Source organism: Streptococcus australis, assembly GCF_019930045.1.
GTDB lineage: Bacteria > Bacillota > Bacilli > Lactobacillales > Streptococcaceae > Streptococcus > Streptococcus australis_D.
The window spans coordinates 1-14,953 of sequence record NZ_JAHZQQ010000046.1 but is presented as its reverse complement, the minus strand read 5'-3'; the positions used below and the strand labels follow the sequence as shown (position 1 = coordinate 14,953).

General features: G+C 43.6%; 15 protein-coding genes. 2 read left to right on the top strand and 13 right to left on the bottom strand.

Annotated features, from left to right (window positions below; translation table 11 throughout):
- Window positions 1-56 precede the first annotated feature (56 nt).
- The 11 genes from K1J10_RS08515 to asnA form a co-directional block, all read right to left on the bottom strand.
- Complete coding sequence (locus K1J10_RS08515; RefSeq protein ID WP_223356795.1) at window positions 57-686, bottom strand: HAD-IA family hydrolase; 630 nt, start codon at window positions 684-686, stop codon at window positions 57-59.
- 5 nt (window positions 687-691) lie between these two features.
- Window positions 692-1,975, bottom strand: a complete 1,284-nt coding sequence (locus K1J10_RS08510; RefSeq protein WP_223356792.1) for an MATE family efflux transporter — start codon at window positions 1,973-1,975, stop codon at window positions 692-694.
- Between the two features lie 60 nt (window positions 1,976-2,035).
- Complete coding sequence (thrC, locus tag K1J10_RS08505; RefSeq protein ID WP_223356789.1) at window positions 2,036-3,520, bottom strand: threonine synthase; 1,485 nt, start codon at window positions 3,518-3,520, stop codon at window positions 2,036-2,038.
- A 189-nt stretch (window positions 3,521-3,709) separates the two neighbouring features.
- Window positions 3,710-4,300, bottom strand: coding sequence for an anaerobic ribonucleoside-triphosphate reductase activating protein (gene nrdG / locus K1J10_RS08500; RefSeq protein ID WP_223356786.1), 591 nt, complete (start codon window positions 4,298-4,300; stop codon window positions 3,710-3,712).
- Window positions 4,266-4,811: a GNAT family N-acetyltransferase gene (locus K1J10_RS08495; protein WP_223356784.1), complete on the bottom strand. Its 546-nt coding sequence runs from the start codon at window positions 4,809-4,811 to the stop codon at window positions 4,266-4,268. The genes nrdG and K1J10_RS08495 overlap by 35 nt, the downstream gene beginning before the upstream one ends.
- A gap of 9 nt (window positions 4,812-4,820) precedes the next feature.
- Complete coding sequence (locus K1J10_RS08490) at window positions 4,821-5,321, bottom strand: GNAT family N-acetyltransferase (RefSeq protein WP_223356781.1); 501 nt, start codon at window positions 5,319-5,321, stop codon at window positions 4,821-4,823.
- Between the two features lie 43 nt (window positions 5,322-5,364).
- The gene (locus tag K1J10_RS08485; protein ID WP_006595204.1) at window positions 5,365-5,505 is read right to left on the bottom strand and encodes a hypothetical protein; all 141 of its coding nucleotides are present in this window, start codon (window positions 5,503-5,505) and stop codon (window positions 5,365-5,367) included.
- A gap of 12 nt (window positions 5,506-5,517) precedes the next feature.
- A complete protein-coding gene (gene nrdD, locus K1J10_RS08480) occupies window positions 5,518-7,728 on the bottom strand; it encodes an anaerobic ribonucleoside-triphosphate reductase (RefSeq protein ID WP_223356778.1) in 2,211 nt (736 codons plus the stop codon).
- Between the two features lie 125 nt (window positions 7,729-7,853).
- A complete protein-coding gene (locus K1J10_RS08475; protein WP_223356775.1) occupies window positions 7,854-9,635 on the bottom strand; it encodes an MFS transporter in 1,782 nt (593 codons plus the stop codon).
- A gap of 157 nt (window positions 9,636-9,792) precedes the next feature.
- The gene (gene hisS, locus K1J10_RS08470; RefSeq protein ID WP_223356772.1) at window positions 9,793-11,067 is read right to left on the bottom strand and encodes a histidine--tRNA ligase; all 1,275 of its coding nucleotides are present in this window, start codon (window positions 11,065-11,067) and stop codon (window positions 9,793-9,795) included.
- Window positions 11,068-11,256: 189 nt separating this feature from the next.
- Entirely contained in the window at window positions 11,257-12,249 is a 993-nt protein-coding gene (gene asnA, locus K1J10_RS08465) for an aspartate--ammonia ligase (RefSeq protein ID WP_048692049.1), read from the bottom strand.
- 227 nt (window positions 12,250-12,476) lie between these two features.
- Here asnA and K1J10_RS08460 point away from each other — a divergent pair, with 227 nt between their 5' ends.
- Both K1J10_RS08460 and K1J10_RS08455 read left to right on the top strand, forming a co-directional pair.
- Window positions 12,477-12,758 (top strand): autorepressor SdpR family transcription factor, encoded by a 282-nt coding sequence (locus K1J10_RS08460; protein ID WP_003009465.1) that lies wholly within the window; start codon window positions 12,477-12,479, stop codon window positions 12,756-12,758.
- The gene (locus tag K1J10_RS08455) at window positions 12,745-13,380 is read left to right on the top strand and encodes an SdpI family protein (RefSeq protein WP_223356769.1); all 636 of its coding nucleotides are present in this window, start codon (window positions 12,745-12,747) and stop codon (window positions 13,378-13,380) included. The genes K1J10_RS08460 and K1J10_RS08455 overlap by 14 nt, the downstream gene beginning before the upstream one ends.
- 315 nt (window positions 13,381-13,695) lie before the next feature.
- Here K1J10_RS08455 and K1J10_RS08450 read toward each other — a convergent pair whose 3' ends face one another.
- Window positions 13,696-13,920 (bottom strand): helix-turn-helix transcriptional regulator, encoded by a 225-nt coding sequence (locus K1J10_RS08450; RefSeq protein WP_009732004.1) that lies wholly within the window; start codon window positions 13,918-13,920, stop codon window positions 13,696-13,698.
- A 2-nt stretch (window positions 13,921-13,922) separates the two neighbouring features.
- Window positions 13,923-14,519: a hypothetical protein gene (locus K1J10_RS08445; RefSeq protein WP_009732005.1), complete on the bottom strand. Its 597-nt coding sequence runs from the start codon at window positions 14,517-14,519 to the stop codon at window positions 13,923-13,925.
- Window positions 14,520-14,953 lie beyond the last annotated feature (434 nt).

The following is a 14,953-nucleotide window of genomic DNA, read 5'->3' as shown; positions in this document are numbered from 1 at the left end:
TAGCTTACAGAACTGCTTGTGAAGCTCTAGAGGATGAGTTCAAGTAAATGTTGCACTTATTCTTGCAATTTATCTTCTTCAAAATAGAGGCGAATATCATCCAAATGACGAATCGCATGATTGACGTCCGGCTTGTAATCTAAAAAATTAATACTCCCGATTCCTGCATTGTCTGCCAGATCAACATCCAAGGTTCGATCTCCAATATAATAGGTTTCACTCCGATCCAGTTGATACTTATCCACTAGATAATCGACTCCTTCTGGATCTGGTTTTCTCCTAAAACCATTGTCCGTTGTGACAATCTCTTGGAAATAGGATAGGATCCCTAAATCTTCGAGAATTGCGTAAGCATTCTTCCCCTTGTGGGTATAGACAAATTGGGCAATTCCTTCCTCTTTAGCCCAAGCTAGAATGTCTCTAGCCCCCTGCATCAGATGAACTTGGGCATTTTTCTCACGCAAGCTAGAAGCACGATAACGATTCATCTCCTCCGCATCCAAGCCATGTTCTCTAGCAACGTCTTCAAGCAAAGACTGGACGGATTGTTGAAGAATAAAAGCATGGACCGCTTCCCGGTCAAAGTCCAGAGAGTAATGGGCATAAGTCTCAGCAATCCCATCTAAAATCGCTTCATAAGAATCCAAAAGAGTTCCATCCAAATCCCAAATAAAAGCTCGTGTCATAAGTTTTATTCCTTCCATGTCCGATGATAGAGTGTTTTTAAGAAAAACCAGCGAAATCCATTGTCCAAAAGGGTACCTGCCCAAATACCTGGCAAGCCCCAGCCGAGGACAACCCCCATCAGATATCCAGAGCCAATCCGTATCACCCACATACCGATAGTGGTCGCATAAAAAGGAAGGCGGGCATTGCCCAAACCTTGCCAAACTGCTGTATAGATGACGGTCCCAGCTGTCAGAGGCGTTCCAAGTAAGGAGAACAAAATGACAGACAAGGAGGCAACAAGGGCTCCTGGATCCTTGGTGTAAAGGGCTGTTAAAGGACTTCCAAATAAGAAGATAGTAAGGGCAAGGGGAAACATGGAGAGAAAGGAGAGCCAGAAACTCCGACTGGTGATTTGCTTGATCCCTTGCCAATCATTCTGTCCCAAACTTTTAGCGACCAACATGACTGTCGCTGTCGCAATCCCAAAAGCCGGCATATAGTTGAACTGGGTCAAGACTTCCCCAATGGCATTCCCAGCTACCGCTCTGGTCCCAAAAACAGCCACCATAGCAATGATGACAATATCCCCCGCTCGCATCATGAGGCGTTCACCAGCAGCAGGTAAGGCAAGGGAGAGCAAGTCTCGATCCAAGCCCCAACAAAAAGGAGCGAAGGGTAGTTGAACTTGACGCCAGAGCAAGTAGGTCCCTAATAAGCGAGAAAGAACCGTTCCTAAGGCAGCCCCAGCTATGCCCATTCCAAAAATAAATATCAGGATACTCGATAACAGAGCATTCAACACATTGGTCAAGAAACTGACATACATAGGTGTCCGCGGATTGTGGGCCACACGGACTAGGGCTCCAAAAGTCGTCATCAGCCCCAAAAGCAAAATACTTCCTCCGACAAGAGATAAATAAATTCCTCCAGCTTCTGCAACCGCTGCCTCAACCCCCAAGAGGGCAATTAATTCCTTGCCAAAGCAGAGTGATAAGGCCCCCAACATACAACTTAGTAAAACCGTTACTTTGATAGACTCGGTGGCTTGACGAGCTATGGCCTTCTGATCTTTTTGCCCCATACTTTTGGACAAGAGGCTCACGACCGCTGCTCCAAGGGCGATAAAAATAGCTTGGTAAATCGTAATGATATTGCCTGCGACGGATACACCCGAGACAGCAACCAAACCCAACTGAGCGACCAAGTAGCTATCTACCATCCCCATGAGCATTTGGAGAAAGTTTTCTCCGATGGCTGGAAGGGCAATCCTTAAAATTTGTCGATCCACTTGTTGTTGACGAGACACACTTTCCTCCTGATGAAAAGAAACTCAGTTAGTTTCCCAACCGAGTTTACTTCCTCTCTTTTAAAGTCCTAGATAAGTTTCTACTGCAGTCTGCATCTCTGCCGCTGCAACAGTTGTCTTGTGACGAACTGGAGCTGTTTCAAGGCCATCGACTGCTGGGGGCACTGCTACTCCTGAGATTTCATGTAATTGAGCCAATGCTTCAAAATCGCTAAGACCTGATTTCCCAGTTACAGCTTCTACTGCAACCACTGGGAACTTGTATGGACTAGCAGTTGATGCAATCACGGTCTTAGCCGCATCGCCTGTCGCTGCTTGGTATTTTTTATATACGGCTGAAGCAACTGCCGTATGTGGATCCTCGATATAAGAATCTAACTCGTAGACACGCTTGATTTCTGCTGCTGTTTCTGCTTCAGTAGCATATTCAGCCGCAAAAAGGTCAAGAATCTCTGTATCAAAATCAGTCAACTCATACTGACCTTGTGTATTCAAAGCATTCATAAGTTCAGCTGTCTTAACTGCATCATTTCCCAAAAGATGGAAAATCAAGCGCTCCAAGTTTGAAGAGACCAAGATATCCATAGATGGGCTAGTGGTGACCTTAAACTCACGCTTCTTGTCATAGACACGAGTTTTAAAGAAGTCTGTCAAGACATTGTTGTCATTTGAAGCACAGATCAACTTACCAACTGGTAGCCCGATTTGTTTGGCGTAAAATGCCGCCAAGATATTTCCGAAGTTTCCTGTCGGCACTGTGAAATTAACTTTTTCACCCGCCACAATTTCGCCAGTTTTAACAAGCTGAGCGTAGGCATAAACATAATAAACAATCTGTGGTACCAAGCGGCCGATATTCATAGAGTTAGCTGATGAGAATTGAAGCTTGTTGGCTGCCAATTTCTCGCGTAGTTCAACATCGTTGAACATATGTTTCACATTAGTCTGAGCATCATCAAAGTTTCCATCAATGGCGATAACATGCGTATTGTCCCCAGTTTGAGTGGTCATTTGCAACTCTTGTACCTTGCTGACACCGTCTTTTGGATAAAAGACGATAATTTCAGTACCTGGGACATCCGCGAATCCTGCCATAGCAGCTTTCCCAGTATCTCCAGATGTTGCTGTCAAGATGACAATCTTGTTTTCCAAACCGTGTTTCTTAGCTGCCGTTGTCATAAAGTATGGCAAGATGGACAAGGCCATATCTTTAAAGGCAATGGTTGAACCGTGGAAAAGTTCCAAGTTGTATTGACCATCAAGTTTGACAAGAGGAGCAATGGCTGGAGTATCAAACTTGCTGTCATAGGCGTTGGTGATACAGTAGTCCAACTCTTCTGCTGTAAAGTCATCCAAGAAAGCTGACAAGACAAGCTTAGCCACTTCTTGGTAAGAAGCGTCCTTTAATACTTCAAAATCCAAGTCCACCTTTGGATAGCTAACTGGAGTAAATAAGCCTCCATCTGTTGCCAAACCTTGCAAAATCGCTTGGCTGGCTGTTACTGTATTGTTCGCATCACGCGTTGATTGATAAACTAATGTCATGTACATTTCCTCATTCTGTTCCTTAAGATACGAATTAGACTCCTCTAACTTTCGTACAATCTATTCCATTATACCATGAATTCTTGTGAATTTTGTCAATGAGAATGAAATTGTCTGAAAAAAGAGCCCACTTCTTGCAAATTGAAAAACCATGAAACTTCCATCTTTATAAGGGCTATCCGAGTCTTCCTAGTCTCTTTTTATTTGCTCATAGGAATCCTTGCCATCATTGAGCTTGTCCCAGATGACGACTTTTCCTTCTTTGAGAGATTGTTGAACATCAATGATCCGCTGGTTAGAAGAACCTCTGAACTGCAACATGAGGTTGCGTTTGCTCTTATCATAGCGACCGTCCACCAGAATATCAATCAGCGAAAGTAGTTCTAGTTTGTCCGGCGTCTCCAGCATCATTTCTTCCCAGGTGTAGCCGGTCCAAGACCAGATATCTTTGTCAGGGAGTTCTCTTTTCACCCGCTTAACCAAGGGCAGCAGGATGCCAGTATTGAGAAAGGGTTCCCCCCCAAGCAGGGTCAAGCCCTGTACATAGGGTTGGGCCAAATCGGCCATGATCTGCTCTTCTAACTCTTTGGTGTAGGGAATACCCGCGTTAAAAGACCAGGTGGCTACATTGTAACAGCCCTCGCAGTGAAACATGCAACCCGCTACATAAAGGGAGTTGCGGACACCTTCGCCATCTACAAAGTTAAAGGCCTTATAGTCAATGATTCGCCCTTTACTCAGCTCCTCACTTTTCCATTCTTGAGGTTTGGGATTGTTCATCTTCATCCTCCAAATCAATCCAGTAGCGCTGACTTCTGTCGATTGTGTTTTCGTAAACACCGCCAGCAGAGAGAATGGTGCGACGACTGGCTTCGTTGTCTTCATCACAGGTAATCAGTACTCGTTCCAATCCTTGCTTTCGAGCCTCTGCTAGTCCTAGCTCTAGCTGCAACTTAGCCAAGCCCTTTCTGCGTTGACTGGGCCGGATGGAATAGCCAATGTGACCACCCTCTACAAATAATTTGTCATTCAAGGACAAGCGCAGGGCTAAAAAGCCCAGAGGGTAGCCAGTCTCATCAAAGGATAAAAATTGAATGGTAGGAACCCAGCCTTCTGGCAGATTCTCAGTATCCTCCTGCCGCTCTACAATTCGCAACCAATCCGCAAAATCCTTTGCTCGCTTCCAAGTGGAGCCCATGCCACCGTGCATATAGGATTTTGCTACATCGAACTCCGTAATCATCTCTAATATCGCTTCTTTATCTTCCAAAGTTGGTCGTCTTAGCTCCATGCTTCCTCCTTAATCGACATCAATCCAGTAGCGCTCTTTTCCGCCTCGAACATCCTCTAAAGCTCCGGCATTAGCCAGAATCACTGCTCGACTGGCCGGATTTTCCGTGCTACATGTCACCAGAGCACGATGAATGTTCTTTTCTTTAGCCACTTGCAGACCTTGATGAAGAGCTTCTTTTGCATAGCCTTTGCCCCTTTCAGAGGGACGGATGGAGTAGCCAATATGGCCAGCATGATTCAGCAATCCCTCATTTAGTCTCAGCCGTAGATTCAAAAAACCTAGAGCAACACCTACATCATCAAATAATACGAACTGAATTGATGGAACGCGATTTTCAGGCAAATTTATTCCCATTTCTTTATTAAGGTTAGTTTCTAGCCACTCCTCATAATCAAAGTTCTCAGCATCCCAAAAGCCGCCGTCGTGGGCCGATTGGGTCTCTTCGAACTCTGCCATCATGTTTAGAATAGTTTCTTTATCTGCTAAAGTCGGTCTGCGTAATTCCATCCTTACCTCCCTATACGAGAAAAGCGAGAGCGGACTCTCACTTTTATTTTTTCTTAGCCTTTTTTAAAAATTGCTCTCTCAGGCTGGCTACCCGGTCTTTTTTATTGATTCCACCTGTCGAATGTTTTTCGTGGAATCGTTGAACCTGGGCCTTGCCCTTATCATCTAGTTGGTATTTTCCCATAATCTTCCTTTTCTAATCTGTCACTTGGTGTCCAGCTGATTTAATCGTGGACCCATTCATGTGTTTGACCCGCGCAGCGATTTCCTTATGACGTCCATTAACCATCGGACGTGCTTGAGGATTTCCTAGATAGCCACAGGTCCGTTTGACCACATCAACTGTCTTAGGATCACTATTGCCACAGTTTGGACAAGTAAAACCTCGTTCGGTTGGTGTAAAATCCCCTTCAAAATCACACTTATAGCAACGGTCAATCGGTGTATTGGTTCCGAGATAGCCGACCCGGTCATAAGCATAATCCCAAACCGCCTCTAGGGCTTTTGGATTTTGTTGGAGCACTGGATACTCGCAATAGTGGATAAAGCCACCAGACGCCCCTGCTTCTGGATAGACTTTTTCAAAATCTAGCTTTTCAAATGGAGTTGGGTTCTTACGAACATCGTAGTGGAAACTATTGGTGTAGTATTCCTTGTCTGTGATATCTGGAACCTGACCAAATTTCTCTGCATCTAGGCGACAGAAGCGGTCTGTCAAACTTTCTGACGGTGTCGAATAGATGGAGAAGTGGTAATCATACTGGTCAGACCAGTCTTCCACACGTGCTTTCATATCCTTGATGATATCGATCGTGAATTGCTTGGCTTCTGGATTCTGTTCCCAATTTGGACCATAAAAGACGGTTGCGACTTCATAGAGTCCGATATAACCTAGAGAAACGGTCGCTCTGCGATGACGGAAGAGCTGATCTACCTGGTCATACTTGCCCAAGCGTTTCCCGAAAGCCCCATATTGGTAGAGAATCGGTGCATTGGCTGGTGTCGCTTCTTTGGTGCGTTCCACCCGGTAAACCAAGGCATCTTCAGCGATGTTCATCCGTTCATTAAAGATTTGCCAGAACTTCTCCTTGTCTCCGCCAGATTCCAAGGCAATCCGAGGTAAATTGACCGTCACAACCCCTAGGTTCATCCGGCCAGAATTAACTTCCACACCATTCTCGTCCTTCCAACCTTGAAGGAAAGAGCGACATCCCATCGGAACCTTGAAGGAGCCCGTCAAATCGACAATCTTGTCATAAGACAAAACGTCTGGGTACATGCGCTTCGTCGCACATTCCAAGGCCAATTGCTTGATATCATAGTTAGGGGTTCCAGGTTCTAGGTTGAGCCCCCGCTTGAGGGTAAAGATCAGTTTTGGAAAGATAGCTGTCCGATGTTCCGATCCAAGTCCCTTAATCCGGATTTCCAAAATCGCCTTTTGGATTTCCCGTTCGAAGCGATTGGTTCCAAGACCAAAGCCAAGCGAAGTAAAGGGCGTTTGCCCATTTGAGGTAAAGAGGGTATTGATCTCATATTCCAGCGATTGCATGGCATCATAGATGTCTTTTTTCGTTTTTTGCCAAGCATAGTCCTCGCGTTTTTCAGGGAGAACCCACTCCTCTGCATCTTTCAAGTGCTTCTGATAATTCTTTTCTGCATAAGGAGCCAAGACCTCGTCGATCCGGTCTGCTGAGCAACCCCCATACTGGCTAGAGGCTACATTGGCAATGATTTGCGAGATCTGAGCCGTTGCAGTTTGGATGGACTTGGGACTTTCTACTTCTGCATTCCCTATCTTAAAACCATTGCGTAGCATGCCTTCAAAATCGATCAAACAACAGTTGGTCATCGGAGTATAAGGGCTATAGTCCAAATCATGGTAGTGGATATCCCCTTTTTGGTGGGCATTGGCTACGTGTTTGGGCAACATTTTGAGACCAATAGACTTACCGACGATCCCCGCCGTTAAGTCCCGTTGCGTGTTAAAGACGTCGCTGTCCTTATTGGCGTTCTCATTAACGACTGCTTGGTCCTTATTGAGGAGTTTTCCAATCGTAAAGTTGATATCCGTCGCTTTTGAGCGCTCAAAATCCCGCTGAGTCCGGTAAGTAATATAGCTCTCAGCAATCGCATATTCATTGGCTTGCAGTAACTCGTGTTCAACGACATTTTGAATCTCGTAGATTTTTACGCCACGAGGGAAGCGTTCCAAAATTTCAGCCACGATTCGGTCTGTTACGGTTTCTAATTTCGCTTCCAAGGCCGGAGTGAGACCGGTCACTTCTTCTGTCGCTTTGACCAAAGCACGGTAAATTTTATCGACATCAAACTTGACCTTCCGCCCATCTCTCTTTTCCACAAAGAGTTGGGGGAGACTTTGGATATGCTCTTCTCGTAACGTTATCATACGCTCGCCCACTTTCTTTTTTATACAAATAGAATTCACTCCATATTATATCACTCAAAAATAAAAAATCAATATCTTGTGGCAAAAAATGTTATTTCATTTCAAAACCACAAGATATTGATAGTCTATTTATATTGGTACAAGGTATACTGGGAACCTTTCTGGTTCACTTTTTCATAATTTTTAGTTAAAACTTTTTGCAGAGCAGACGTTACATCTAGGTCCTTATTGACCACAATAAACTTCGGCTTGTCTTGCTTAATCTGATTAATCAGATTGGTTCGATTTTCCCTCGGACCTAGATAGGCCGTCGGAGTTAGGAGGGACGAAGATGCCAGGCGACCACTTTCCTGATAGAGATGGGCCGTCTGATCCCAAGCATAGATGGTATCCTTGGAATCACTATGACTCTTGATATAGTGGGCAATGGTGCTTCGTTCACTCGCTAGGTTGTTTTGGAGAACAAATTGATTCACAACTGGATAGCCCACTAGATAAGCCATTGCCAAAAACGGTAGGAAGGCTTGACTGGAGAAATAAAGGTGCCAGATAGAATTGTTCTTCATCTTCCGGCGCTGATAAGTGGACTCTTCTCCCGCAAACCAAAGAGCGAACAAGGGGAGACCAAAAGGTAAGAGGCTAAGGAATTGATAGGCCCCTTGCTCTGGTGTCCCAACCACAACAGTGGCAACTAGCAGAAGACCAAACCAACTCATAAACCGAATCACACGTTGACCGCTTGTCGATACTTTTCGGAAGGACATGACGAAAGCTGAAGCGAAACCAAGCGTTAACAGCAATAAACAGTAATAAACTAGGTTGGCTAATAGGTGACCAGCATCAAACTGGAGGGAGCGGAGACTATATAAGGTCTGATGAATCGCATACCCAAAGGAGCCGTTCCACACGGTGATGTAGCCTAAGGGATAGAAAAGAAGAGAGAATCCCAAGAGAGCAGCGAGGAATTGATAGAAGCCATGAGCAAATTTCTTTTGCTTCACATGATAGGCTGTCAATCCAAGAAAAGCAAGCAGATAAAAAATCACACTCAGCCATGGCACCATCATAAAGGCCAAACAGGCTCCTGCGCCATAGGCGACAAAGGATTCATCTGTTTTCTCACCCTCTAGATAAGCGAGAATGAAATTCATAGAGCCAAATAGGAAGGGCAGGACATAAAAGACAGCGTAATTGCCGCCAAATCCAAGCACTCCAGCAAGTAGGTAGAAGAGTAGCTGAACTTGTCCTGCAATTTTTTCACTTGCAACCAAGCTTCTGACCATCCGATACAGGCTCGTCCCAGCAAAAAAGTAGGCTAAAATCTGGAAGACCACCAGGAGAACTTGACCTCCTAGCAAACTTCCTAAAGCGCTGATCCCGTAGTAGAGCAAGCCATTGACCCCAAAGAAATGACCATAGGGAACTTGACCTTGAGACATTGCCCAACCGGCATATAAGTCCTGGGTTTGCTGATTGGTCGCCAGTAAGTTGATAAAAGGAAGAGCTACATGGACCAGCCCAAGTAGGACACTAAGAGCAATGGGTAGTGACAAGGGAACTGGTCGCTTAATGGCATAACGCCCCAACGACTTTTCATCTTCTTGCTCTTCTAATGTCTCTTCTACATCCTCTTGGTCTTTCGATCTCGCTTCAACCTTCTCTTTGCGACGATGACCAGATTGTGATAGGCGACTTAGAGTTCCGGTCGAAGCTTCTGTTTCCACCGCTTCTCCAGCAACCTGGCTCTCTTCCTGGTTCTGCTCTGATTCCACCGGTTGACTAGCCGTCAAAACTTCTTCTTCCCGGCTAATTGATTGTTCCAATACCTTTCGTAGCTCTTGAGTATCTTGAAAATTGGACCCGACACTCAAGCTAAGTTTATGCGATTCTTTTTCTTTTTCACTCATACCGTGTTTTTTCCTTTACTAGAATTGCAAGTGCTAAAGGGCACATGCATACCCTACTAGTATATCAAAAATGGGCCCAGCTGTCAGCTTTCTCCACAAGGAGAAAGTAGAGGGCATGCAAAAAGACCGACACCTTCTCGGCATCCGTCTTTTCTTTTTATAGTTGATTCAAAATAGTCTGAAAATCATTTTTTACTTCTTCGATGGACGTGGACACTTCCTGACGAGTCTGGTTGTTTTTGACGGTGATTTGCCCACTTTCAACCTCGCTACCACCAAGAGCAATGATAGTTTTGGCCCCAAAGACGTCAGCTGACTTGAACTGAGCCTTCAACTTACGGCCTAGGTAATCACGTTCTGCGATGAAGCCTTGACGACGAAGGGCCTGAACCAATTCCAAAGCAGCTACTTCTGCTTCTGAACCCAACACAGCAATGTAGACATCCAATGACGTCTCAACAGGAAGCTCAACTCCTTGTTTATCGAGGATCAACAAGAGACGCTCAAGTCCCATCCCAAAACCAAAACCTGGTGTTGCTGGTCCACCAAAATATTCCACCAAGCCATCGTAACGACCTCCCGCACACACAGTCAACTCATTCCCATCTACTTCCGTCACGAATTCGAAAATGGTGTGGTTGTAGTAGTCTAGGCCACGCACCATATTGGTATCGATGACATAGTCAATTCCGAGACCGTCTAGCATAGCCCGTACGGCATCGAAGTGTGCCTGGCTTTCTTCGTCCAAGTAGTCTAGGATAGATGGAGCATTCTCAACCGCTTGCTTGTCTTCTTTTTCTTTTGAGTCCAAGACGCGGAGCGGATTTTCCTCTAGACGACGTTGGCTATCTTTTGAAAGTTGGTCCTTCATTGGAAGGAGGTAGTCAATCAAAGCTTGGCGATAAGCTGCCCGACTAGCTGTGCTACCAAGGGTATTCAAGTGGAGGACGACATTTTCAATGCCAATCTCTTTGAAGAATTGGTCAGCCATGGCAATCGTCTCAACGTCTGTTGCAGGATTGCTAGATCCAAAACACTCTACACCAATCTGGTGGAATTGACGCAAACGACCAGCCTGAGGACGCTCATAGCGGAACATAGGACCGATATAATAAACCTTGCTTGGTTTTTGAACTTCTGGTGCAAAGAGTTTGTTTTCAACATAGGAGCGGACCACCGGTGCTGTCCCTTCCGGACGCAAAGTGATATGACGATCACCCTTATCATAGAAGTCGTACATCTCCTTGGTCACGATATCCGTTGTATCCCCTACCGAACGACTAATGACCTCGTAATGTTCAAAAATAGGTGTGCGGATCTCTGCGTAATTGTATTTTTTAAAGGTTTCGCGAGCAAATCCTTCTACATATTGCCACTTAGCGGATTCCTGTGGCAGGATATCTTGGGTTCCTTTTGGTTTTTGTAATTTCATAGACACCACTCCTTTGCTTGCTTTGTACTATTATTCTATCACAATTTCTAGTCCGTGACAGCGCTCAAGCGATAAAATCAGGCTACAAGCCCATCAGGAATAGAAAAAGGGAACTTCTCCAGCCCATAAAAATAGAGCCCGCATCACATGCAAGGCTCGATTTCTTTCGTTGCTTTACTTTCAACTATCTTATAAGATATTTTCATATTGTTCGCGAACTTCCTGTGGCCAGACGCTGGTTTGGACTTCTCCGATATGTTTCTTACGAAGCAAGAACATGGCCATCCGCGATTGACCGATCCCACCTCCGATAGTTAGTGGAAAGAGGCCATTCAAGAGCGCACGGTGCCATTCCAATTCTAAACGATCTTGATCTCCTGTGATAGCAACCTGGCGCTTGAGGGTGTCTTCATCAACCCGAATCCCCATAGAAGATAATTCGAATGCCGCCCCTAAGTTATCATTCCAAACAAGGATATCCCCGTTTAAGCCCTTGTAGCCATTTTCAGTTTCTGTTGTCCAGTCGTCATAGTCTGGTGCCCGTCCATCGTGCGGTTTACCATCTGATAAGACGCCACCAATCCCAATCAAAAAGACAGCTCCATATTCTTTGGTGATGGCATTTTCCCGTTCTTTCGGCGTCAAGTCAGGATAACGCTCTACCAACTCTTCTGTGTGAATAAAGGTGATTTGCTTCGGCAGGATCGATTCAATATCATAGCGAGCTTCAACTGCCAACTCTGTTAGACGAATGGCCTTGTAGATTTTTTCAACTGTTTCCTTCAAGTAGGCTAGGTTACGGCTCCCATTTGGAATGACCTTTTCCCAGTCCCATTGGTCAACATAGACTGAGTGGGTCGCATCCAACGAATCTTCATCTGGACGAAGGGCCTTCATATGGACGAAGAGACCTTCCCCTTCCCCAAAACCAAATCGAGCTAAGGTATGGCGTTTCCACTTCGCTAGAGAGTGAACGACTTCATAGGTTTCATTGGGAATTTGTAAGACCTTTACAGAGACAGGATTTTCTACTCCGGATAGATTGTCCTGCATCCCATCTCCTACCTTACTCAAGATAGGTCCTTGAACTTCGACAACTTCTAGCTTGTCTTTCAAATACTGGGTAAATGTTGTTTTAACGAATGAAATTTCTTCTTGTTGGTGAATAAAACTCTTCTTCATAGAGACTCCCTTTAGATAGTATGAATTTGATTATACGCTTTTTTCTAGAAAAATCAATACTTGTCGCTTGTATCAAGGGGGAGGGAAGAGCTTTTCAACAAAGTAGATTGTTGTCAAGCAGTTTTCTAAAACTATTTAGATTTTTTTCTAAATAGAGTTGACAATCTTTATTTAAAGTACTAGAATCTATTTAGAAAGAAATCTAAATAGATTAGAGGAGATAGAGAATGAATTTTGCGCAAACATTTAAAGCTTTATCAAATCCGATAAGAAGAAGTATCTTAGAACTGCTAAAGGCGGGGAAATTATCTGCTGGAGATATCGCTGGTCACTTTGATGTGGCAGGAGCGACCATTTCCCATCATTTAAGCCTCCTCAAGCAGGCAGATTTAATTCGAGAGGAAAAAGAGAAGAATTTTATCTACTATGAACTCAATACTTCTGTCTTGGAAGATTTGATGGTCTGGCTCGTTGATTTGAAAGGAGATTCTACTGATGAAAACGAATAAAAAACTATTGCTATTGACTTCTATGGTGATACTCTTCCCCATACTTTGGGGGCTGATAATTTGGCCGCAATTGCCTAACCAAATCCCGATTCACTTCAACCTTGCAGGTCAGGCCAATAATTTCCAATCGAAGCCACTGGCCGTGTTTGGTCTTCCTATCCTCCTTCTCTTGGTGCATCTGTTTGTGATCTTTATGATCGGACGTGATCCTAAGAATCGCACGATGAATGAGAAAATGGTCAAAGTGATCTACTGGTTGATTCCAATCGTCTCCTTAAGTGTCTTCTATCTCATCTATAGTAAGGCGCTAGGCTCTACGACCAATCCTTCTATTGTTGTTTCTGCTTTGTTAGGCCTCATCTTTGTGATCATGGGCAATTACATGCCGAAGCTAAAAGTGAACCATACGGTTGGAATCCGTCTGCCTTGGACCTTGCAGAGTGAAGATAACTGGCACAAAACCCATCGCTTGGCAGGGAAGTTGTGGGTCCTCGGAGGATTGATCCTTCTTCTTGAAGCAGGCCTTCAATTCGCGCTTTCTTATGTACTGGTGCTGGTCATCCTCACCATTGTTCTCATTCCGATCCTATATTCTTATCAACTAAGTCGGAAAGATTGTTAGTATAAAAAACAACCAGAGAAGAAGGAGTTGGCAACTGTTTCTTCTCCGGTTGTTTTTGATTGTTCATCGTTTCAAATTCAAAACTTTCAGGAAAACACTAATTTTTGGAAAGTCAAAGGTCTATCCTTTGTATGAGGAAGGTTTTATGTCTTTGGATAAGTAGACTGGATGACTAGGGGTTCCATTTTTATTTCTCTTTAAGCAATGTAAGTTAGGTATCAATGAAATAACTTCTTTATCACGACTAAAAAGGATTTTTCCTTTGGCTTCAATTCCTAATTAATCAATGAACTTAATACTAGGTCTCGAAAAGAATTATGCTTCCTCTTTCTGTCTGAGTTCAAAGAGGTCTTCTATTTTCAGATTAAAAACTTGAGCAATTTTAAGAGCCATTTCTAGCGAAGGATTGTAACGGTTATTTTCTAGGTGCAGAATTGTCTCGCGTCGCATGCCGATGAGGTCGGCCAACTCCTGCTGGGTCATGCCTGTGGACTCACGAACAGATTTGAGATTAGTAATAATCTTGCTTTCTTTGGCCATGCTTATCCTCTCCGTTCCAAGATAAGATAGACAACCGCAAAGATGAAAATCAAGGCAGATATGCTAATAAAGATCTGGCCCATGTGAAGAGTGAGAGACCCTATATACCCAATGATAACTGCTAGAATCATCAGTGCGCCTAGTATAAAAACAAACATCAAGCTAGCTGCCTTGGCTAAATTAGCATAAAAGCGTTCGTCCGGAGTTTCCTTGACATTTTTCAAACAGAAAAAACCAAATACAATCACTTCAATAACGAGACCAATTCCCAAAATCCATTCTTTAATACCAGAACTTTCGCTTGGGGTCGCAACCCAAATCCCTACTGTATAAAAAATGCTTGCTGCAAAAAAAAGTATCGTGTAAAGCTTAGCAGACAAGTCAAAAATAGTCTTCCCCTCACCTTTCTGAATCTTATGAGGCCGTGGTTTCATATGTAGCCAGCTCCATATAGCTATAATTTGACCTGACACTGAAATACCAGTAATAACTAACTTGGATCCCCAACTAAGATTAGAACCAAATAAAACAATAAAATCAATAAAGAGAGCTACGGCAATCATTGCAATGAGGCCACGCATTTTTTGACTTTTTTTCATGATAGACTCCTTTTTCATGTTATAAATATATAACACTTAAAATTTATGTTATAAATATATCACATTTAAACTTGGAAAGCAAGAATTTATGTGTCAAGGTGGCAATTATTTTAAAAATTTTTTTAATTAAAGACCTCGCTAGTCAAACAACTAAAGAATTCTTTGAAGCAATGTATCGGATTTGGTTTGGATAGTTTTGTTAATAATATTTGATGATAAAGAATTTTTGGAAAATCTAGATACTGTATGAATCTTTACTTTTTTCTTAGACAGTTATAAAGTCGATCAGAATGAACCTTGTAAATGTATAAGTTAATTCTTTCAGACCTAAACTATTCCCCTGTTTAAAAAAATACTGAGCCCTGTTGTAAAATGAAGTGCAACACAAAAGACACGTTCATCTGATATACTAGAATTGCGAAAAACAGCATAAA